The sequence below is a fragment of the Marinomonas sp. 5E14-1 genome, from assembly GCF_039939215.1.
Taxonomy (GTDB): domain Bacteria; phylum Pseudomonadota; class Gammaproteobacteria; order Pseudomonadales; family Marinomonadaceae; genus Marinomonas.
In genome coordinates this window covers 133,766-155,414 of record NZ_JBDXMW010000007.1, presented here as the reverse complement: position 1 = coordinate 155,414, position 21,649 = coordinate 133,766, and the positions used below count along the sequence as shown (strand labels likewise).

At 40.2% G+C, this 21,649-nt stretch carries 20 protein-coding genes; 4 read left to right on the top strand and 16 right to left on the bottom strand.

Annotated features, from left to right (window positions below):
• Positions 1-265 precede the first annotated feature (265 nt).
• The 5 genes from ABFY09_RS08470 to ABFY09_RS08450 all read right to left on the bottom strand — a co-directional run bounded on the left by ABFY09_RS08470 (position 266) and on the right by ABFY09_RS08450 (position 6,632).
• Positions 266-1,456: an ABC transporter substrate-binding protein gene (locus ABFY09_RS08470; RefSeq protein ID WP_347983877.1), complete on the bottom strand. Its 1,191-nt coding sequence runs from the start codon at positions 1,454-1,456 to the stop codon at positions 266-268.
• Positions 1,453-2,058, bottom strand: coding sequence for an ANTAR domain-containing protein (locus tag ABFY09_RS08465; protein WP_347983876.1), 606 nt, complete (start codon positions 2,056-2,058; stop codon positions 1,453-1,455). The genes ABFY09_RS08470 and ABFY09_RS08465 overlap by 4 nt, the downstream gene beginning before the upstream one ends.
• A gap of 223 nt (positions 2,059-2,281) precedes the next feature.
• On the bottom strand, positions 2,282-2,899 hold the full coding sequence (locus ABFY09_RS08460) for a response regulator transcription factor (RefSeq protein ID WP_347983875.1): 618 nt from the start codon (positions 2,897-2,899) through the stop codon (positions 2,282-2,284).
• Between the two features lie 110 nt (positions 2,900-3,009).
• The gene (locus ABFY09_RS08455; RefSeq protein ID WP_347983874.1) at positions 3,010-4,341 is read right to left on the bottom strand and encodes an HlyD family type I secretion periplasmic adaptor subunit; all 1,332 of its coding nucleotides are present in this window, start codon (positions 4,339-4,341) and stop codon (positions 3,010-3,012) included.
• Positions 4,342-4,343: 2 nt separating this feature from the next.
• The gene (locus tag ABFY09_RS08450) at positions 4,344-6,632 is read right to left on the bottom strand and encodes a type I secretion system permease/ATPase (protein ID WP_347983873.1); all 2,289 of its coding nucleotides are present in this window, start codon (positions 6,630-6,632) and stop codon (positions 4,344-4,346) included.
• A gap of 138 nt (positions 6,633-6,770) precedes the next feature.
• On the opposite strand from ABFY09_RS08450, the gene ABFY09_RS08445 reads away from it, so the two are divergent.
• Positions 6,771-7,130: a hypothetical protein gene (locus tag ABFY09_RS08445; protein WP_347983872.1), complete on the top strand. Its 360-nt coding sequence runs from the start codon at positions 6,771-6,773 to the stop codon at positions 7,128-7,130.
• A gap of 32 nt (positions 7,131-7,162) precedes the next feature.
• Here the strand turns inward: ABFY09_RS08445 and ABFY09_RS08440 are convergent, their stop codons facing one another.
• The 5 genes from ABFY09_RS08440 to ABFY09_RS08420 are packed head-to-tail and all read right to left on the bottom strand — an operon-like array spanning position 7,163 to position 11,501.
• Positions 7,163-9,115 carry an EAL domain-containing protein gene (locus ABFY09_RS08440; protein WP_347983871.1) on the bottom strand — a complete coding sequence of 651 codons (1,953 nt, stop codon included), beginning with the start codon at positions 9,113-9,115 and terminating at the stop codon, positions 7,163-7,165.
• Between the two features lie 10 nt (positions 9,116-9,125).
• On the bottom strand, positions 9,126-9,803 hold the full coding sequence (locus tag ABFY09_RS08435; protein WP_347983870.1) for a transglutaminase-like cysteine peptidase: 678 nt from the start codon (positions 9,801-9,803) through the stop codon (positions 9,126-9,128).
• 19 nt (positions 9,804-9,822) lie between these two features.
• Entirely contained in the window at positions 9,823-10,116 is a 294-nt protein-coding gene (locus tag ABFY09_RS08430) for a DUF1244 domain-containing protein (RefSeq protein WP_347983869.1), read from the bottom strand.
• A 26-nt stretch (positions 10,117-10,142) separates the two neighbouring features.
• Entirely contained in the window at positions 10,143-10,748 is a 606-nt protein-coding gene (locus tag ABFY09_RS08425; RefSeq protein ID WP_347983868.1) for a tRNA-uridine aminocarboxypropyltransferase, read from the bottom strand.
• Between the two features lie 27 nt (positions 10,749-10,775).
• Complete coding sequence (locus ABFY09_RS08420; protein WP_347983867.1) at positions 10,776-11,501, bottom strand: pyridoxine 5'-phosphate synthase; 726 nt, start codon at positions 11,499-11,501, stop codon at positions 10,776-10,778.
• A gap of 146 nt (positions 11,502-11,647) precedes the next feature.
• Here ABFY09_RS08420 and ABFY09_RS08415 point away from each other — a divergent pair, with 146 nt between their 5' ends.
• The 3 genes from ABFY09_RS08415 to ABFY09_RS08405 all read left to right on the top strand — a co-directional run bounded on the left by ABFY09_RS08415 (position 11,648) and on the right by ABFY09_RS08405 (position 13,374).
• On the top strand, positions 11,648-12,322 hold the full coding sequence (locus ABFY09_RS08415; protein ID WP_347983866.1) for a DNA-3-methyladenine glycosylase I: 675 nt from the start codon (positions 11,648-11,650) through the stop codon (positions 12,320-12,322).
• Positions 12,323-12,359: 37 nt separating this feature from the next.
• The gene (locus ABFY09_RS08410; protein WP_347983865.1) at positions 12,360-12,995 is read left to right on the top strand and encodes a DsbA family oxidoreductase; all 636 of its coding nucleotides are present in this window, start codon (positions 12,360-12,362) and stop codon (positions 12,993-12,995) included.
• A 184-nt stretch (positions 12,996-13,179) separates the two neighbouring features.
• Entirely contained in the window at positions 13,180-13,374 is a 195-nt protein-coding gene (locus ABFY09_RS08405) for a (2Fe-2S)-binding protein (protein WP_347983864.1), read from the top strand.
• A gap of 18 nt (positions 13,375-13,392) precedes the next feature.
• On the opposite strand, the gene bfr (ABFY09_RS08400) is transcribed toward ABFY09_RS08405, so the two are convergent.
• The 6 genes from bfr (ABFY09_RS08400) to speA form a co-directional block, all read right to left on the bottom strand.
• Positions 13,393-13,857, bottom strand: coding sequence for a bacterioferritin (gene bfr, locus ABFY09_RS08400; RefSeq protein ID WP_347983863.1), 465 nt, complete (start codon positions 13,855-13,857; stop codon positions 13,393-13,395).
• Positions 13,858-13,868: 11 nt separating this feature from the next.
• Positions 13,869-14,342: a bacterioferritin gene (gene bfr, locus ABFY09_RS08395; protein ID WP_347983862.1), complete on the bottom strand. Its 474-nt coding sequence runs from the start codon at positions 14,340-14,342 to the stop codon at positions 13,869-13,871.
• A 133-nt stretch (positions 14,343-14,475) separates the two neighbouring features.
• Positions 14,476-16,773 (bottom strand): DNA topoisomerase IV subunit A, encoded by a 2,298-nt coding sequence (parC, locus tag ABFY09_RS08390; protein ID WP_347983861.1) that lies wholly within the window; start codon positions 16,771-16,773, stop codon positions 14,476-14,478.
• Positions 16,774-17,566: 793 nt separating this feature from the next.
• Positions 17,567-18,454: a GNAT family N-acetyltransferase gene (locus ABFY09_RS08385; protein WP_347983860.1), complete on the bottom strand. Its 888-nt coding sequence runs from the start codon at positions 18,452-18,454 to the stop codon at positions 17,567-17,569.
• Between the two features lie 338 nt (positions 18,455-18,792).
• Entirely contained in the window at positions 18,793-19,674 is an 882-nt protein-coding gene (aguB, locus tag ABFY09_RS08380) for an N-carbamoylputrescine amidase (protein ID WP_347983859.1), read from the bottom strand.
• Positions 19,675-19,705: 31 nt separating this feature from the next.
• Positions 19,706-21,604 (bottom strand): biosynthetic arginine decarboxylase, encoded by a 1,899-nt coding sequence (gene speA / locus ABFY09_RS08375; protein ID WP_347983858.1) that lies wholly within the window; start codon positions 21,602-21,604, stop codon positions 19,706-19,708.
• Between the last annotated feature and the right edge of the window lie 45 nt (positions 21,605-21,649).

Genomic DNA, 21,649 nt, shown 5'->3' with positions numbered 1-21,649 from the left:
TGTGTCCACAGGCGCCTTTGCCATTCATAAACAGCCCTACATTGAACTGCTAATAATGTGGGTGATAGTTAGACATCGTTGCCAACCTCACCAAAATTTTATTAAAACTTGATACATAAAAAGAAAGCACGTTATATGCCAAAAAAAACAAACCATTGATATATAATGTTTTTTAATAAATTTAAGTAAAAAAAGTGCAGTTTTTGACAAATAAAACACTAAGCCGCGCTCATTTCTTACGCACTACGCACCATAAAAAGACACGCTACTCACTAAAACCTTTCAAAATACCCTCCGAGTGCAAAGAAACATTTCCTGTCGATACAGCCTCTAACCAATTGGATTCTGCTGAAGAGTTCAAACGCCAAGAATCATCTTTCTCAACATCAAGCCCTAACGCTTTATAATAAAGGTCTTTGCGATACACTTGCTCAGCCACTTCATTCAATGAAGGAAAACCTTCTAGTTGCTGCCAACGGTGCATTTGCGCCATAATCCACAAAGCGTAACTTGGTAAAGGCTTATTAATTTCACTTCCAGAAAAGCGCTGATAAGCCTCCATTGGCCAGTCGAATTGCCCTTTAGGTTTAATCGCACTAAAGCCATATACCAATTGCTCAACCGTACAATTTAAATAATCTGGATGACTTAATATTTCTAATAATTCAGTTTGATTTTCCGCTTCATCTACCCAAGTACATGCTTTCTCCAGAGCCCTAATAACAGCTAAGTGGGCCAATTCATTCTGTTCTGCCCATAAGGAATTCACACCAAACACTTTCTCAGGCGTACTCCCCCAAATTTCATAGCCTGTAACCAACATGTGCCCTACACCTTGTTCAACAGCAAGGCTATTCCAGGGCTCACCCACACAATAACCATCTATTTCACCTGACTTAAGTGCATCGAGCATTTTTACTGGCGGCACAACAGTAATTTGTACATCTTTATCTGGGCTAATACCCACACGGCTCAACCAATCTCGTAATTGATAATTATGCGAAGAATATGGATACACAATAGCAAAACGCAGAGGCGTATCTTGCCTATCTCGATTATCAATCAATTTTTTGAGTGCTGCCCCCGTACGAATATCTGCAACCGACTCAGAATAATGCTGAAGCTGATCATAAAGAGCATTACCAATGGTTATGCCATTTCCGTTATGACTTACAGTAAAGCTGGTTTGCATCGCTTTTTTGATGGTACCTACCCCTAACGTGGCTGCTATAGGCATAGAAGCCAACATATGAGCGCCATCAAGTACATTAAACGCAACTTTGTCACGAATGCTAGCCCAAGATGCTTCTTTAGAAAGCTCTACATCTACACCCTCTGAAACGAAGAAGCCCTTTTCTTTTGCAATAACAAAAGGGGCACAATCTATTAATGGAATGAATCCAATACGAACGGTCCCGTTATGCAAAGGTGTCGTATTCTCTTGTTTTGGGCTCACTTTGCACCTCCCATGAGTTCCATTACCGATATAATGTTACGTGCGACCTCTGTCATACGTTGGCTGCGGTCCATGGCTAACTTTCTTAATGCTTTGTAGGCGGCCGGTTCATCACATTGTTGATGTTTCATAATTAAACCTTTCGCTTTATCAATAAGTTTTCTGTCTTCTAATTGGCTCTTGACTGTTTCCAGTTCCGACCTTAAGGCGTGAAATTCGCGAAACCTCGCAATAGCTACTTGTAACAGCGCTTTGACACTTCCGCTATTAACACCATCAACTACATATGCACTGACGCCAGCTCTAATGGCTGCTTCAACGTGTCGTGAGTCATCTTCTTCGGCAAACATTACAATTGGACGAGGGTTATCTTGGGTAAGGCGAGACATATTTTCTAATATATCTCGATCGGGAGATTCAATATCAATAATAACCATATCAGGCTGATATTGATTAACAGCTTCCGTTAGATTTTTGGCATTCTCAAGGCGCCTAATGACACGATAACCACTGTCTGTCATTGCTTGCTCAACAATGGCTGCTCGGGCAGGCTCATTATCAACAAGCATGATGGTTAACTCTTTCTCTGGGGGCGCAGACATAGTGCACTCTCTTAAAAAATATAAAAATATAAAAATATACTTTTATATACTGCAAGATATGCGCCATTTTAAAGCCTAAAAAGAAAAGGCAATTTTTCGTAAAATCCCTGTATTAACAAGGCCCTATAAAAAATAGAGAAAGAAAAAGAAACCTAAAGAAAAGGAGGAGAGCGATTTGGTGCACAAAGATCCAGTTAAAGCCCCGAAATGAGGCGCGTTGTTATTAATTTTGAGCTAGCAAAGCCAAAGCCAATCGGTCTTTTGTATTGGTTTTTTTGAAGATAGATGTCAAATGAGCTTTTACTGTACGTTCAGTAATCCCCATCTCATTTGCTATATCTCTGTTTGACAACCCTCGAGCAACCAATTGAGTCACATCTAATTCTCGATCGGATAGCCCTTCAAGCTCATTTTCAGACACAGCATTAGCAGCAGACTGTGAAATGAGTTGCTGAATGAAAGCCTTTCCACCCCAAATTTCCCCAGAATCAACAACAGACAATACCAACGACAATTGCTCTTTACCAATATAAGGATTGCACTGGCCACTCACACCAACAGAAAAAAGCCTTAGCGCTGCTGCTTGGCTCGATTGATTCGGAAAAACGATTATTTTTTGATATGGGAACTCTTCACGTAAAGCAACAACGTCCTCAACATGTTTCGCAAAACCATTATCCGCCAAGTAAATAAAGCAATAACGAAAGTCCGCAGATAGACCTTGTAATGATCGACGAACTTCTTCTCTACTCTCAACTCGAAATAAATCTACATTGACACTAACTATTTGATTCCAATGCGTCCATACAGCATCATCGGTATTCCAACATAATATTTTCAAAGCAGATCTCGTTATTTTGTCAGTTTCCACTGAAATGATTCTAACCAGTAGAAAACATTGCCATTGTTAACATTTGTTACAAGCCAAGAATTACAAATTTATTTTTGTAATTATCTCTCTCTAAGGGCGTTATTCTTTGCTTTCAAAATAGGCTTCAATAAATAATCAAGTAACGTTTTCTTACCTGTAATAATGTCTACAGTAGATTGCATACCTGGAATAATCGACAGTTTTGAATCGTCACTTCCTAAGTAATTTTTGTTTGTTCTCACGCGAACAAGATAAAAGCTGTTTCCCTCTTCGTCTAAAATTGTATCAGCACTGATATTTTCAACTACACCATTTAATCCACCAAAAATGGCAAAGTCATAAGCAGAAAGTTTAACAACAGCATTAAACCCAGGTTGGATAAAACCAATGTTTTCTGGTCTAACTTTCGCTTCAATCAATAGAGAATCTTCAATTGGAACAATCTCCATCATATTGACACCAGGTTTAATAACACCACCGACTGTATTGGTTTGGATTTGTTTTACAATCCCTTTAACTGGCGACCGCACCTGAGTTCTCGATACTTTATCTTCAAGTGATACCGTATTCTCTCTTAATTGATCCAACTTACTTCGCACACTAGTCAACTCTTCTTGTGCTTCCGTTCTAAACTGTGCATCACTTTCCGCTAATTTACTTTGTGCTTCTTTAAGTGCAGAACCCGCTCGAGGAATAGCTAACTCCGTCGCCTCTAAATCCCCTTTAAGCTGATTCACGTCTCTTTCAAGTTGAAGTAATTCCACTCTAGAAACAGCACCTTGCTCAAACGCAGGACGAGTCAAATCTAACTCTTCTTTTGAAAAGGCGTAACTTTGTCTTAAGTTCTCTAGTTTAGCTTGCAATTCAACTACTTCTTGTTTCTTTTGCTCTATTTGCTGCTGAAAACTCACTTGATTCGCTCGTAACGACTCTATTTTGTTCTTGTACAAGTCCAGCTCTCGCGTGACAACTAAGGGATATTGCTCTAACGCATCTTGGTCAAATTCTGGCTCAACACCATAAGATTCAGCTTGAAGTCGAGTTGCTCTAACCTGCAAGTTAATATATTCGGCTTGTCGTTCACGCAAAGTAGAAAGAGCTTCTGTATTCTCAATTGTCATCAAGATTTGACCTTTTTCCACCACTTGACCAACTTGTGCATTAATCTCTTTTAGAATACCGCCTTCAAGGTTTTGGATTTGCTGAACTTGGCTCGAAGGAATAACCGTCCCCTCCCCAACCGTCACTTCATCCAATGATGTGTAATTCGCCCAAACAAGCGCAACTGCGATAAAGATAAAGATAACCCAGAGAATAATGCGGCCACCTCTAGGGGTTCTAAGCATAAGAGCCGCATTACGGTCTGTTAAATACTCTAAGTCATTTTGAGATACTTGATTTTTGTTACTCATTATTAACTAACCTTCAACTTGCCTTGACGGAGCGCTTCATGCACTTGTGCTTTTGGACCATCCGCAATAAGTCGACCATTGTCCATAACAATAATACGATCAACCATATCCAGCATAGAGGCTTTGTGTGTAATCAAAATAAGAGTCTTGTCCTTTACCGCTTCCATTAAACGACGCTTCATTCGTGACTCTGTCGTATTGTCCATTGAGGCGGTCGGCTCATCTAAAATCAAAATCGGTGGATCAAACAAAAGTGCTCGAGCAATTGCAATACTTTGCCTTTGTCCTCCAGAAAGCAATGCTCCACGCTCACCAACAATGCTGTCTAGCCCACTTGGTTTACGGTTAGCGAACTCAGAAACACCTGATAAATCCGACGCTCGAATGATCGCATCGTCTTCCATATATGGAACACCCATCACAATATTGTCTTTAATTGAGCCATAGAATAAATTGACGTCTTGAGAAACGGAACCAATGTTCCGTCGTAAATCTGTTGGGTTTACTTGTCTAATATCCACACCATCAATACGTATTGCTCCACTACTTGGTGTATACAAGCCAGTCATTAACTTACCTAATGTAGATTTACCTGAACCAATGCGCCCAATAATCGCGACTTTTTCACCTTGTTGGATATTAATATTAACGTCTGTAACTGCAGTTTGCTCTTGGTCAGGGTAAGAAAAGTTAATGGCTTCAAACTGGAAGTCACCATTGAACACTGGACGATGTACAAACTTCACATCATCTGGGTTTTCTACCGGTGAAGACATAATTTCATTCAATGAGCTGAAAGCAGATTTTGCCTGATTGTAACGTGTTGCCAAGCTCGCCACTTGCGCCATAGGTCCAAGTGCCCGTCCAGTTAACATAACAGCAGCGACTAGCGCGCCCATACTCATTAGACCTTCTGAAATTTGGTAAACCCCAACAATAACAATAACAACTGTAGTCAATTGCTGGGCAACCATGGCAAACGCAGAGCAAGACTGAGATAACTGACGAGTTTTCACCCCCCAATCCGCAATATTACCGACAGCGTTTTCCCATTGTGTTTGGAAAACACCCTCGGCATTATTCAGCTTTACACTCTCTGCGTTATAAAGACTTTCGATAAGAACCGCATTCTTTTGTGATGCCGTTTTCTGACTTTCTTCTATTGAGCGGCGTAGCGGGATTTGAACAATTAAGCTATATAAAATAATGAGTACGATAGTGATGATCGGAATGTAACCTACTGGGCCACCAATCAGCCAAATCACACCAATGATCAAAAACATAAAAGGAATATCAACCAAAGTAGTAATTGATGCTGATGTGATAAAGTCGCGAATACTTTCAAATTCTTGGAGGTTCTTTGCAAAAGCACCAACAGACTTGGGCCTCGAGGCCATTGTGATATTACTTACCCGTGAGAAGATAGAAGCCGATATAAGGATATCTGATTTTTTCCCAGCAATATCAATAAAGTAAGATCGTAAACTACGCAACAAGAAGTCAAATAGATAAACTACGGAAGCACCAATTGCCAAAACCCAAAGGGTATCAAACGCATTATTTGGCACAACCCGATCATAAACGTTCATGACGAAGAGCGGGCTAGCCAAAGCAAAAATATTAATGAGCAGAGAGGCAATAAACACATCTCGATATATACGCCAAGAACCTGTAATAGTTCCCCAGAACCAATGTCCTTTTTTGCGCTCAGTCTCATCTGCTTTTGTCGAACGCTTGTCGAATTGATACAAAGGGCGAACAAAAAAACTATAACCAGTAAAAGAGGACTCTAGTTCCTCTAAAGAGAGGATCACTTCACCCTCACCAGATTCTGGGCGAAAAATTTTTGCCGTCTTCTTAGCTCGATCCATTTCTAATAGAACACAAGCCTGCTTATCCTTTAGCAGCAGGACGGCAGGCAAAACCATATCTGGGATCTTGTTTAAAGGTCGTTTAACAAAACGTGTACTGATACCGATACGCTTTGCCGCACGCTGAAACAGCTCAGGCGTCATTGCGTTATCTGTAATAGGCAATCCAGCGGCAATACTGTCTGCTGTATAAGGGTTATGGAAATATTTACTTAATAAAACTAAACAATCCAAAAGCGGGTTTGGATATTCCAAAGAAGCACTCTGCATATCCCATTGATCTGCAGCTTTTGCTAACTCTTCTTGATCTGGCGTCGTCTTTTCCGTTTCGCCTTGAGCATTCATGACTTTATCTTTTTCATAAGAATCATTTCCTACAGGTGACGAAGAGTTCTGTTCTGGTTGATCAGAGTCAGACATACTCTATATTCTCCTAAACTACCGAAAGTCTTATTTACAAACCAATCTATAATGTATCTGTCTAGAATAGTGTTTATTAAGTAATATATAAAGCTCACTAAGACATGAAATACAAATTTACGCACTGAGGATACCATAATGCTATACGCAAAAGTGAACGATGAAGGCGTTATCATTGACGTTTCAGCATCTCAAACGGATGAATATGACCTACTGGTCGCTCCAAATGAGCCAACTGTTGCGGCGATATTAGAAAAGAAATTCACCTCAGAAAACACCAGCACCCAGCAAATATTAGCCAATTCCGATAACGATATGATGCGTATCATCGAGGATTTAATTGACCTCTTAACGGAAAAGCGCCTTATCCAATTTACTGAACTTCCTCTGGCTGCCCAGAAAAAAATCTTGGGAAGAAAATGGGTTCGCCGTGTTCACAATGGTGAAGATGACCTAATGATAGAAACTCAAAATACTGACGGAGACTCTTTGATATAAAAAGAGCCTCCAAGGCAAAAGATTAGTAGCTATTACATTTCTTGAGCTCGGCCGACACAATAGCCTTGAGCTCCAGTAACATCGAAACGGGCCAATGCTTTCAATTGCTTGTCATGCTCTACACCTGTTGCAATAACATCAATATTCAAGCTACTAAATACCTTACATAAAGTGTGCATGAAGAAGGATTCAGACTCTTTACCCGCTGCCATACGCGTATAAGAAGAATCAATTTTCACATAATCTGGCATCAACATTTGTAAATATTGGAAGGCAGAAATTTGCTTCCCAACATTATCAATACCAAATACAACACTATGCTTCTTCAATAGATCGGCTAACACTTGAGTCTGTGATTCTTCAGCCAAAACACTTTGCTCCGATATTTCAAAGATCAATTTGTTCTTAACACTCTCTTCTGTCTGACTTAGCACTTTATCCAACCACGAAATAAATTCTGGTTTAGCGTAGGATGAAGCAGACAAATTAATGGCCAAAGGTTTCTCTAGGTTTCTAGATTTAATAAAATCAATCACCCGCTCAATAATAACTCGGTCTAGCTGATCACATAGATCAAACTGATTCGCTAAGCCAATAAAATACCCAGCGTGGTAATTTTTCCCTTCATATTCCAACCCAATAAAAACTTCTTCATGAAGCACTTCAGGGGTTGATTGATTGATAGAGACCACCTTTTGCTTTTTAAGGCTAAAAGAACGGTGGAGTATTGTTTTTTCAATAATTTCTTTCCATTTCGTCCTATTGATAGCCACGCTTTGAGCTCCCTGAAGCCCTAAGACCTTCGCAGTATTCATCCCTTGTCGCTTAGCTTCACGTAACGCCTCATCCGCCTGAGACATAGCATTAGATCTATCCACACTCCCATCGATAATAACCGCACCAATATTAGCAACAGACTCAGAATAACTGATCTCTGCGGTATGAAGCTCCATTAACTCACCCATGATTTCAGACAAGATCAGTTCAAGCTGACTACGACCAAAATTAGGGATTAGCAAGACGAAATCCGCACCAGATAAACGAGCCAAAGTAGCAAAGGTAGATACTGCCGATACCTTTTTGGACAATATCTCAGCCGCAGATTGAATGAAAAGGTCTGCTGATTCGTACCCTTGCTCATTATTAAGTTTAGCCAAATCAGCAAGACTAATTAGTGCTAATGCATCAAAACCGCGTTCCCGTTCAGAAAAGTGCGATTTCATTTGACTCTCAAAAAAGTGCCTATTACCTAACCCACTAACAGGGTCTTTAAAAGCTTTGGATTGTAACCATTGGGCCGTTTCTACTTCAGCAGCAAACTCTTTTTCTAACTTTTCAGCCATTCGGTTCATAGAAAGAACAACAGACCTAAGCTCACGAGTTTTAGGTACATTAAGCATTTTCACAAAACGTCTTTGTTGTATCGCTTCCGCTTGTTTTTCCAACTCAACCAAAGGCTTAAATAAATAACGTAGAGCAATACTCCCCAGCACAAGTGTTATGGAACCTATAATAAAGAAGGAAATCAGCAAATCTCGAGTGGCTAGCCAAAGCTGATGGTATCCATAACCGGCACTGCCTGTAATATAAACCTGACCCAATTCACTCCAGCCGTTTGAAATAACCGCTTTCGCAATAGGCACTCTGAAATCAATCAGCTTCACAAACCAAGTAGGAACGCCATCAACAGTGACCGAATTTGAACGAGCAATATTTCTGTCACCATCGTAAACATGTATCCGTACTTCAGAAAAGTAGCCGCTATCAAACACAGCATTGATACTACTTTCCACTGAGGCGTAGTCTTCAAAAGCCATAAAATCAGAAACAGACATACTCAATGACGTGGCTGAATCTTGCGTTGTCGATTCCAGCTGCCCGATCAAATAGCCCTTTGTTGTATTGAAGTTAATGCCCATAACAACCACAAGCATTAATGAAAAGATGGCTATAATCGTCATCATTAACTGGCGGAACAGCGTCATCTAGGTTCTCCTAATTGGTAATCGTATTAAGTCGATCATTTAAATCTGTCCACAAGCTCAATCGTGATGAGCCCCCTACTAGCACACCACGCCCTTTTTCTTTAGATAACCATAAGTTTTCAGCATTAAAGGAATAGATAGGTAATAAATCATTACGTCTGGACGCAGGTTTCAATTCTTTATCGATATTATCTAACAAGACAGGAATGGAAGTCGGTTTATGATAATAAGCAAGCACCATATGGTGCTGATTCAATGTTAAAGCTTTAACATAAACCAAACGCAACTGTTCGTCAGGCACACCCAACTCACGAAGAGTGAAGTATTTTGCAATTGTGAAGTCTTCACAGTCGCCAGCCTGCATACCTAGAAACTCAATTGGTGTCGCCCAATAATCTTCTTTTGCCCATAAAATATCATCATCAACGAACTCCATCTGATTGAAGAAGTTATTTACCTTGGCTAACTTCTCAACGACAGAGAGAGGTCGACTCTCTTCAATAAGCCGGCGCCAAGCTAGAACACGTTTCTCTGCATTAGGGCCATATACGAGCCCAGCTTTTTTGGCTAGTTTTTGGTATTTGCTTGAAACGTCAGCGTACAACCACCACTGCGGTACAAGAAAGACAATCAGAAGCACCAAAACAAAACGATTTGCACCTCTAAAAAAGCCGAAAAACGAACTCAATCGCTTTCTCACTTTATCATTACTTTTTAGACTGAAACTTTGCATCAAATGCGGCTAACTGTTCAAGTGTTGCTTTTGGCTGATACTTTGCTTTCCAGTCGTCATAAAGCTCACCATAAATATATTCACGAGCTGCATCATAATCTATAGATACGCCTCGCTGCTCTGCTTCTACCATGTACCATTTACTTAAACAGTTACGGCAGAAGCCTGCTAAATTCATTAAATCAATATTCTGAACAGATTTATTATCATCTAAATGCTTCAAAAGACGACGAAGTACAGCGGCTTCAATTTCTGTTTGATTATTCATGCATTCAATCTCTTTATTTAAAATCATTAATGACCATTGTTATGGCGATGTTCCGCAGGCTGCTTTCGCCACTGCCAATCTTGCGCAACAACCATGAAGTCACGTAAGGGCTGCATATTCGCTTCCGTGATTTGCTCAACAATATAAGCACAGGCTTCTAAAGTAGAAACTGATACGTCATTAGGCGACTTACGAATAGCATATTTTCCTTCTGGCGGCTGTAAAAATGTTATCGCTCTAAAGCTATTTAACAATGGCTCGGTGAAATACATCTTCTTGGCTTTTCGCCATGTTGCATCCAGTAAAATTACGCCTTCAATTTGCGCCAAGTCACCTCGACTCATGGATTCAACAGCGACAGCGTCGTCACAAGGAAATACCAATCGCCACTTACTTTCTTCTAATTCAGACAAACTAGCTTCTAGGAGGTTCCGATTGTCGATAGAAATACATTCTACTGATGACAATCCCAAGCGCAGTAATGCAACCGTATTCTTAGCATGTTTAGCTTCTTTAGGGTCCTGTATAACCAACACTTTTAATGTTGTTTCCAGTTTAGGAATCCATTCGCAAACACACTGCTCAACTAAAAAACGACAACCATTACAACGAGCTCGCTTATCTACCTGCATGACCCAGACCAACCTAATTCATATAGGTTAGGCGAGTTTTTCAAGATACGCTTTAACCACATTGTCCCAACCAAGATCCAATGCTTCGACGGTTAACGCATGCCCAATTGAAACTTCCATAATTCGACCAGGTTCACATAACGCCTGAACATTATTTAAATCCAAATCATGCCCTGCATTAACAGCTAAACCAACGTCTAAAGCAGCTTGCGCTGTGTTTTGGTAATTTTCAAGAATCTCTTCAAAACCCGCTTTACCAAATGCATTGGCATACTCTTCTGTATATAACTCAACGCGGTCTGCGCCAATTTCTTTTGCTAACGCCATGTTCTCAGGATCAGGATCCATGAACAAAACAACTCGAATTCCTTTTGCTTTTAGCTTAGCAATCACTGGACGCAAAGCATCTTGATCACGAGCAATATTCCATCCATGATCGGATGTCAGTTGGTTTGGATCATCAGGAACCAGCGTACATTGGTCTGGCTCAACTTCCAAAACCACTTCTAAAAACTTCGCATCAGGGAAGCCTTCAATATTTAGCTCTGCACCAGGAAAACGCTTGAGTAGTTCTTTTGTGTCATACGCATCTTGATAAGTTGCATGGCGCTGATCCGGTCTTGGGTGAATCGTAATACCGAATGCGCCTAACTTAAGAGTACGCTCCGCTATATCCACCAGATTTGGATAATCTCTTCCTCGAGAATTACGGAGCAAGCCAATTTTATTCAGATTTACGCTTAAATGTGTCATTCCACTTATCTCGATTAGGTCATTTGCAAGCATTATAAGACAAATCAACCATTTCAATCACTAAAATACCAAACAAGATACTCCCTTCATCCATCCTATAAAGGAAGGCTTATGTTAAACTGCGCCCAACAAAATAGGAGTCCAAGATGCAATACGAACTCTTTCAATCAATTTATGATCGTGCAGCTCTGCGACATGGTGGACCAAAGCACCTTGAAAAAAGGCTTGCTCGCCCATTAAGTTCAGCAGAATTAGAGCAACATACAGACGACAGATGGCTCGCGGCTTTTTCACAAAAAGTTTTCCAATCTGGCATCAGTTGGCAAGTGGTACGAAATAAATGGCCTGGCTTTGAAGAGGTGTTCTTTCAATTCGACATTGAAAAGATGCTTCTAATTCATGATGAGATGTGGGAAGAAAAAGCCAAAGACACTCGAATCATAAGACACCTTGGCAAAGTCATGACCATTAGAGAAAACGCTTTAATGATCAGTGACTGCCAAGCGAAACACGGTTCTTTTTCTCACTTTATTGCAGATTGGCCTAGTGACAATATTATTGGCTTGTGGGCTTATCTAAAGAAACATGGCGCTCGCCTAGGCGGAAATACGGGGCCTTATACATTGCGAGCAATGGGTAAAGACTCGTTCTTACTCACCAAAGATGTCGAAGGCTATCTGCGCTTAAATGAAATCATTAGCACTGGAAGGAACACTCAATCTGCCTTAAAAGCCACTCAAGAAGCGTTTAACAATTGGCACAAAGAAAGCGATCGCTCTTATACAGAAATCAGTCAATGCATCGCTTTAAGTGTTAACTAGTAACTTATTATTTATTAAAAATTATGCAGGAGAAGACATGGCCGATCTACGCATCGACATTATTTCAGATGTAATATGCCCTTGGTGTTACTTAGGCTATTCACGCCTCAAACAAGCCATCGAGCAACTAGGCGATGATTATCGCATTGACATCCGCTGGCAGCCTTTTGAATTACACCCAGACATGCCGATAGAAGGTGCAGATCGTGACACTTACCTTGGAGAAAAATTTGGCAGCCCAGAAAAGCTTAATGAAGCAACTCATGCCCTACAGCAAATTGGCATTGAGGCAGGCATTCAATTTAACTTTTCAGAAAAAGATCGAGTGCCAAACACCAAGCTAGCTCATCAATTTGTACTTGCGGCCACAAAAGTAAATTTAGCGACACCTTTTGTTCTTGCTTTATTTCACACTTATTTTACCGACGGCAAAGACATAGGATTACAAAGCGTGCTTAAAGACACAGCACTGAGTGTCGGTATGCAAGAAGTAGATATTGAATACGCTTTAAGCGAAAAAACCAAAACCATTACAGAAAAGAAGCTCTCACATTTACGTGGCTTAGAAATCAATTCAGCTCCAACTTATGTCATTAATGACAAATACATGATTCATGGTGCCCATGATCCAGAATCATTTTTAAAAGTACTTACGGACATCGCCCAAAAGTAGTAATAAATAAAACTCTTCTCTTTGTCTCTCAATGGATAGGATTAAGTCTTTTTACTTTCTCCTATCAACTCTCTTTATAAAAACTATTAAATACCCAAAATAGATAAATTTATATCTGTTGATAATCATTCACATTAAAAATAGAATTAAATTATAGAAATATTAGTGCGAGTGATTTTCATTTATGTACGTTTGTATATGCAACAAAGTATCAGACAGAGACATTAAAGCATCTATTGAGCAAGGAGCGACTACTATGCGTGCCCTATATAAAGAGCACAACATAGGTAGTCAATGCGGAAAGTGCTGCCAATGCGCGAAACAAGTCCTCAATAGTGAATTGATAAAAATCGCTGACAGTCAATATCAGGTCGCTTAGCAATAAGCGAACAGCTACTTACATTTGTGATTGTAAGTAGTTTTTAATCCCAGACACTTCAATCAAGTGCTGCTGAGTTTCTAACCAATCAATCTGCTCTTCCTGCTCTTCTAGAATTTTTTCCAATGCATCTCGGCTCATGAAATCGAATTTTTTCTCACAGAGATCAATAGCATCTTTCAATGCTGGCAATGTCTCCTGTTCAAAATCCATATTCGCAGCAATCATTTCTTCACAATTCTCACCAATACGAAGACGACCAAGATCTTGAAGGTTTGGCAACCCCTCTAAAAACAAAACACGCTCGATCAAGCGGTCGGCATTTTTCATTTTCTGAATAGACGTTTTATAATCCGCTTTATCAAGCGTACTAAAACCAAAGTCTTTAAACATGCGTGCATGAAGAAAATATTGGTTAATTCCAACTAATTCATTAGCCAATACTTTATTAAGACTGGCGATAACCTCGCGATCTCCTTTCATAAAGAACTCCCTTAGTTACCCATTTGTGACTGATAGTAGTTTTGCATACCGATTTTTTCCATTAGACCAAGCTGTTGCTCTAACCAATAAACATGATCTTCCTCAGTATCAAACAGTAATTTTTCAAGCGTTTCACGAGTTTGATAATCACCTTCTGACTCACAAATAGCAATGGCACTTCGCACGCTGCTGACTACTTCTAATTCAAGAGTAAGATCATTACTCATCATAGACTTAACATCTGTACCAATTAATAAATCACGACGCTTTGTCATGCAAGGTACGCCTTCCAAAAACAATATACGCTTAATTAGCCAGTCTGAGTGTTGAGTTTCTTCTTCCATCTCATGGTTCAAACGCTCATATAATTTGTTTAGGCCCCAATCATCATACATACGTGAATGAATAAAATATTGGTCAATAGCAGCCAACTCATTGGCCAACAATGCATTTAAGCTATCAATTACTTTTTGACTACCTTTCATTTTCATTTCCTCTACTTGCTTATTCACAAACCTGCTTTGTCTAGAACACATACATCTCTAGTCAGCATTAACTCACATCATCATTGTGATCTAACGGGTAAATTTATGACCACAATGATGATTCAGCCATTATTTAAAACAAATCTTGCGCCGGAGCCTCATCAGGCTTAGCTAATTTACCTTCTCCGACTTTTACCTCAAGACTGTCTATACGCTGGAAACCTCTAGGAAGTTTCAAACCTCTTCGGCCACGTTCTCCAATATATTCTTCTAGGTCTTTTTGAACGAAGGACATAAAGCGTTTGCCAGCATAAGCCGTCAAAAGGTCATTAGGCTGAATACACGCCATAGCAACCATGAGCTCTTCTCTGTCAGCAGCACGGGCAGTAGGAATACTAATCATTTTATTCCCTTTACCTTTTGCCATCTTCGGTAAAGACGCGATATCAAAAGCCAACATACGGCCTTCGTTTGTTACCGCAACCACTCGACCTTGTTCAGGGTCCTGAACAAGCACCGGCGTCATAACTTGTGCAGAATTTGGCAAACTTAACGTTGCTTTACCCGCTTTGTTTTTAGCAAAAAGATCTTTTAATTGGGCGACGAAACCATAACCGGCATCACTTGCAATCAAGTAATGTGCGTCTTCATTATCCAGAACAGCTGACACAATCGTCGCTTCTTTCTCTAATGAGATTCGTCCTGTAACCGGCTCACCTTGGCCTCTGGCAGAAGGTAAAGTATGCGCTTTAATCGAATAGGTTCGACCATTAGAAGCAAGTAAAACTAGCGTCTGATTGGAGCGACCTTTCGTACTAATCAAGAACTCATCACCAGATTTATAACTTAAGCCCTGCACATCAATATCATGACCTTTCGCAGCGCGTATCCAACCTTGTTTTGAAATCACAACAGTAATAGGATCATTCGATAGAAGGTCTTCCTCACTAAAGGCTTGGGCTTCTTTTCTCGCCACAATAGGAGTTCGACGCTCATCACCAAACGCATCAATGGCTTCTTGGATTTCATCGGAAATAAGCTTTTTTAATTTACGATCAGAAGATAACAAGCCTTCTAATTGCTTACGCTCTTTCTCTAATTCATCTTGCTCGCCTTTGATTCTCATCTCTTCAAGTTTGGCAAGATGACGAAGTTTCAACTCAAGAATAGATTCAGCCTGAAGATCGCTTAACCCGAATCGGTTCATCAACTCAACTTTCGGCTTTTCTTCTGTTCGGATGATTTCAATCACTTCATCGATATTCAGGTAGGCAATTAACAAGCCCTCCAGAATATGCAAACGGTTTAATACCTTATCTAAACGGAATTGCAATCGACGACGAACCACATCAATACGAAAGCGTAGCCACTCTGATAAGAAATTCTTTAGCGGTTTAACCTGAGGCAGGCCATCCAAGCCAATAACATTCATATTGACACGGTAGGATTTTTCCAGATCAGTTGTCGCGAACAAGTGAGTCATCACCGAGTCAACATCAACACGATTGGATTTAGGCACAATGACTAAACGCGTTGGGTTCTCATGGTCAGATTCATCTCGTAGATCCACGACCATAGGAAGCTTTTTCGCCTGCATTTGCGCTGCGATTTGCTCTAGAATTTTGCTACCCGAAACCTGATGCGGTAATTCATTAACAACTATTTCACCCTCTTCCAAGGTGAAACGAGCACGAGCTTTGATCTGACCTTTGCCTGTCTCATAAAGCTTCACTATATCTGCTTTAGGAGTAATAATTTCACCACCAGTTGGGAAATCCGGCCCTTGAACGTAGTTTAGTAGCTCATCTAAATCCGCATTAGGATTGTTTAAAAGATGAATGCACGCACCACCAACCTCTCGTAAATTATGTGGCGGAATATCTGTTGCCATACCAACAGCGATACCTGTCGTGCCGTTTAGTAATAGATTAGGAAGTCGAGAAGGTAATACCGAAGGCTCTTGCAAAGTGCCGTCAAAGTTTGGCACCCAATCCACTGTCCCTTGGCTCACTTCTTTAAGCAATACATCTGCATATTTAGAAAGGCGAGATTCGGTGTAACGCATAGCGGCGAAGGATTTAGGGTCGTCTGGTGCGCCCCAGTTACCTTGACCATCAACTAATGGGTAGCGATAAGAGAAAGGTTGCGCCATCAAAACCATAGCTTCATAACAAGCGCTGTCACCATGCGGGTGAAATTTACCTAGCACATCACCGACTGTACGAGCTGATTTTTTATACTTGGCACTGGACTTTAATCCCAGTTCGCTCATCGCGTAGACAATACGTCTCTGCACTGGTTTTAAGCCATCACCAATATGTGGCAAGGCTCGGTCTAAAATAACGTACATGGAATAATTCAAGTACGCTTTTTCCGTATAGTCTTTTAATGAAAGGGTTTCATTTGACTCGAAATTTGACAACTCACTCAAGGAACCTTTCCTTCTACAAACGTTTACATATGCCTATTATCACACATGAATATCCCACAAACTATGATGATGAACTCAACTATAAAGAAACTCATCAATGCTCCGCATAAGATTAGCATGGAAAGTCCCTTATTCTCATGCTTCAACAGGTTAGATGATGAAAAAGAGCCATACAATCAAATATGACTAATAAAAATATGTTTTACCCAATACATTACAGTCTAGATAAATCATCGAGTCAGTGGATCATTATTCACCAACAAGGTGACTTATGTACTACTCATGAATATCTTTTTCAAGATAGCACTCCAACTCGCTTCTATCAAAATAAGTGGATACATTTTACTTCGTCATTAAAAGCGAATTTTTTTACAGGAAGGCAAACAAGAAACGAGCATTAAAAGCATCAAAGGATTTGGTTAGACGCTCTCAGTCTGAGTACAGTAACGCTACTAACATCAAAAGCTGAGCTTTGCCTTATCCACTTCAATAAAGCAAAAACACAAAAATTAAGCCCGTAGAAAAAGTGCCCTCAGGTAAGATGGAATTAGGATCAGGACGAAATCACATTAAGATTGGACCGTTATGACAATGAAAATCAAGCCACATATGCTGTCAATCGATGGAACAGCTTATACAGAAGAACACCAAGCATGTGATAATTTGGGAAAGGCCTTACTGAAAAAAGAACCAATAGCCATATCAAATCCGAGCGCTGATAGCACTATTTTTCTATTAGTAATTACGTCACACACTAAACGGCGCATTTTACTCCTTACCCCAAAAAAAGGACTCAACGCAAGATTAAAGCCGTCAAAATGTGATCTTCCCAAACATCATTAATCTTCAAATAATCTCTTGCAACTCCCTCTTTTTCAAACCCCATTTTCTTTAAAACAGCTGCACTTTTATTATTTCTAGGCATATAACTGGCTTGTATACGCTCAATATTTAACTCTTTTTGCAAATAGTCTATTCCTGCCTTTAGGGTCTCATGCATGATTCCCTTGCCTTGCTCATCTTGGCGCAAGCTATAACCTAAATTACAGCCTTGAAAAACGCCACGAACAATATTTGAATAATTTGTATAAGCCAGCATTCTATCTTCATTGGGTGAAAGCAAACAAAGCGCAACACCTTTGTCTTCTAAAAAATCTCTTCTCATCTCTCGCACACGTAGCAGGCAGGTTTCCAACGAGTAATAGCTTTCACTCCGAGCAGGCTCCCATGGCTCATGAAAGGCCCTTTCATCAATAATGTATTGGTGAAAAAGATCAACTTGTGACTCATCAAGAATTTTTAATACACCATGCTGAGTGTCGATCCTAGGAAAACGCGTGTTATATAAATTTTGATCTGTCGCTTTGAAAGGCATATCACTTAACACTTCACACAACTTCAACGAATACTCTTCATACCAAAAACTTTCACCCAAAGACAAGACTCTGCGGTGCATATTGTGCTGAAGCCAAGCTTCGGCACTTTCTTTAGTTTGCCAATAAGTCACTACAAAGCCAATTTCTCCACCACCAAATTCTGCACCAAGACAACCAGGTTGCTCTGTCGCTAAAGCAATCATTTTATCAATCATTATTCGATGAATAAGATCATCAAGAATTAAGCGACTCGATAGGGTTATTGCAAAATAAGGCAATTTTTTGGGGGAACTAAATACGCTCATTCAGACTCTATGTAAATATTAAATAAATGTTAAGGATATAAATTATATCGGCCCTTATCGAAATTTAAGACTATAGTTAATTAACCTCTACGGACCGATCTGACATGGCGAACACATGCAACCAGAAGATCCGATATATAAGAGCCCAACATTCGCCTTATATGTCCGCTAAACTCTCGTACAGGCCCGACGGAATTAGATAATGTATCCCTGTACGAACAGGTCGCCCTTATTGAGCCCCCTTAATCAATAAGGATATGGAAAGCTTTATGCCCGTTTAGTTTCTCAAACGGGCATTTTTTTGTCTCATTGTTTTTGCTTCTACAGCATACACAGCTTTACTTCTCCCAAGTAGAACCCGCTCCAGAAGTAATCGCTTTATACTGATCAGGGCGACGATCTCGAAACAAACCGAAGGACTGGCGTGCCTTACGAATAAAATCTAAATCGTATTCAGAGTATAAAATAGCGCTCTCGTCTCTATCAGCAACGCATTTCATTGCGCCCATTTCATCTGTCATAAAAGATGAACCATAAAACTGTATAAAGCTATTCTCTCCGATTTCACGCCCCACTCGATTCGCTGCGATCACAGGTACCATGTTTGCTGCTGCATGCCCTTGCATCGTTCTCTGCCAATGATCCTTAGAATCCCATTCTGGGTAAGGTGGCTCAGACCCAATCGCTGTCGGGTAGAAGATAAGTTCCGCACCTTTTAAAGCAAGTTCTCGTGCTAGCTCAGGAAACCACTGATCCCAGCAAATACCACAGCCGATACGCCCAAACTTTGTATCCCAAACTTTAATGCCCGTATTGCCAGGCGTGAAGTAATACTTTTCTTGATAACCAGGGCCATCTGGAATGTGAGACTTACGATATAAATCCAGCACTTCTCCATCTGCATCAATCACAACAAGAGAGTTGTAAAATACATTTCCATCTCGCTCAAAGAAGCTAATGGGCAGAACCACGCTCAGTTCTTTCGCAAGTGCGCTCATGGTTTGAATCGCCAAACAATCATTTACGGGCTGCGCCCAATCAAAGTACTCTGGCTTTTGATCAATGCAAAAATACGGCCCCATGAAAAGCTCTTGTAAAAGTATAATATTAGCCTGATTCGCCGCGGCTTCCTTTACTTGCACGACAGCATTATCTAAATTTTCCTGAAAATCAGTACCAATCGACATTTGCACACAAGCTACTTTCACATTTCTCATCAATCAATCCTTCCAAAATGGTTATTAAATCAGCTTACGCTAAGTATGTTGTACCACTCAAAACTTTCTTATATAGAGCAAATAAATCTACTTTTTCATCTTCACTTAATGGGCTTAAAGCAATTTTTTCCTGATAGCGATTTAGTAACACCTGCTCATCATAGCTAACATATTTCAAAACATCCTGGACGCTATCGCCTTTTAAAACATGATCAATCATGAAACCTGTTTCGGTTAAATATACGTCAACAGAACAAGTGTCGCCGAATAAGTTATGCAAATCTCCTAACGTCTCTTGATAAGCCCCCACTAAGAAAAAGCCCATTAAATAATCTTCTCCTTTTGCAGGTGGCGGAGGCAAGGGCAAAGACGATTCGATACCTTGACCGTCAACATAGCTGTATAAACAACCATCTGAGTCACAAGTAACATCTTGAATCTTACCTCTAAAAGATGGCGCTTGTTCCAAACCTTGTAATGGCAACACTGGAAAAAGTTGGTTGATTCCCCATGCGTCTGGCATAGATTGGAAAACCGATAAATTAACAAACAACTTTTCGGCTAACCGCTCATTCAACTCATCAATGACCGCCCGATGACCACGATTACGATTATCCAGTTTAGGCAATAAATTACGGCAAGCAGATAAAAATAAATTCTCAGCCTGCGCTCTTTGGGAAAGATTTAGCTGACCATGATTATATAAAGTTAAGCTGTCATTAAAATCGTCCAATAAATCGTGATAGATTTCCACCAATGAACGGCTTTCATCATCGCTTTCACTTTTCAAACTTTGATAAGAAGCCCATAAACGCTGCAACTCAAGCTCACTCGTTTCACTAGGCTCTTCTATTGGTAAAAGCTCTGCGCCATGAGAAAACACATCCGCAATCATCATTGCATGATGAGCCGTCACTGCTCGGCCAGATTCTGAAATCAAGTGAGGGTGAGGAAGGTCGTATTGCTCACAAACATTGTGGAACGCAAAAACCACATTATTCGCATATTCACCAATACTATAGTTCGCGGAAAAATCGTTCTGGCAACGTGTACCTTCATAATCGACACCCAAACCACCACCAACATCCACCCATTTCACTTCTACACCCATTTGATGCAGTTCAGCGTAATAACGAGCACATTCTTTCAAACTGTTTTGAATATCTCGAATGCGTGTAATTTGCGAGCCTAAATGAAAGTGGATCAATTCCAGGCAATGCAACAAGCCTAATTCGCGCAATCGTTCAACAGCACGCAATAACTGGGAAGTCGTTAGTCCAAATTTGGATTTTTCACCACCACTGTTTCCCCAATGAGTTGTGCATGTAGAAGCCAATCGAATACGTATACCAATACGAGGCTGAACACCGATTTTCTCGGCTTCTTCCAAAATCCAATCCAACTCATGCATTTTCTCAACGACGAGAAAAACCTGATGCCCCATTTTTTCAGCCATTAGAGCAAGGTGAATAAACTCTCTGTCTTTGTATCCGTTACACACAATAATACCATCGGTATTTTTATGCATCGCTAGCACTGCCATTAGCTCTGGTTTACTACCAGCTTCTAAACCAACATTAGATAGATTGTCTGGTTGACAGCCCGCTATTTCTTCTACGACACGTCGCTGTTGGTTTACCTTAATTGGATAAACGATGGCGTATTTGGCTTGGTAATCATAATGCGCTATCGCTTGCTGAAAGGAGTTTGTGATTTTCTCAATACGTGAGTGCAAAATATTAGGAAAGCGAACCAAGCATGGATAAGGAGCCCCTTTCTCTTTAAGCCCGCTAGATAGCTCAGTAAGATCTATCTTGTTTTCTCTATCGGGTAAGGCAACAACACGGCCCTTGTCATTAATGGAAAAAAAACCACTGCTCCAATGACTTACATTATATAGCTCCATCGAATCTTTAATGGACCAAGGCTTCATATCATCTCCAAAACTAAATTACTGTTTTGCAACAGCCAATAAATA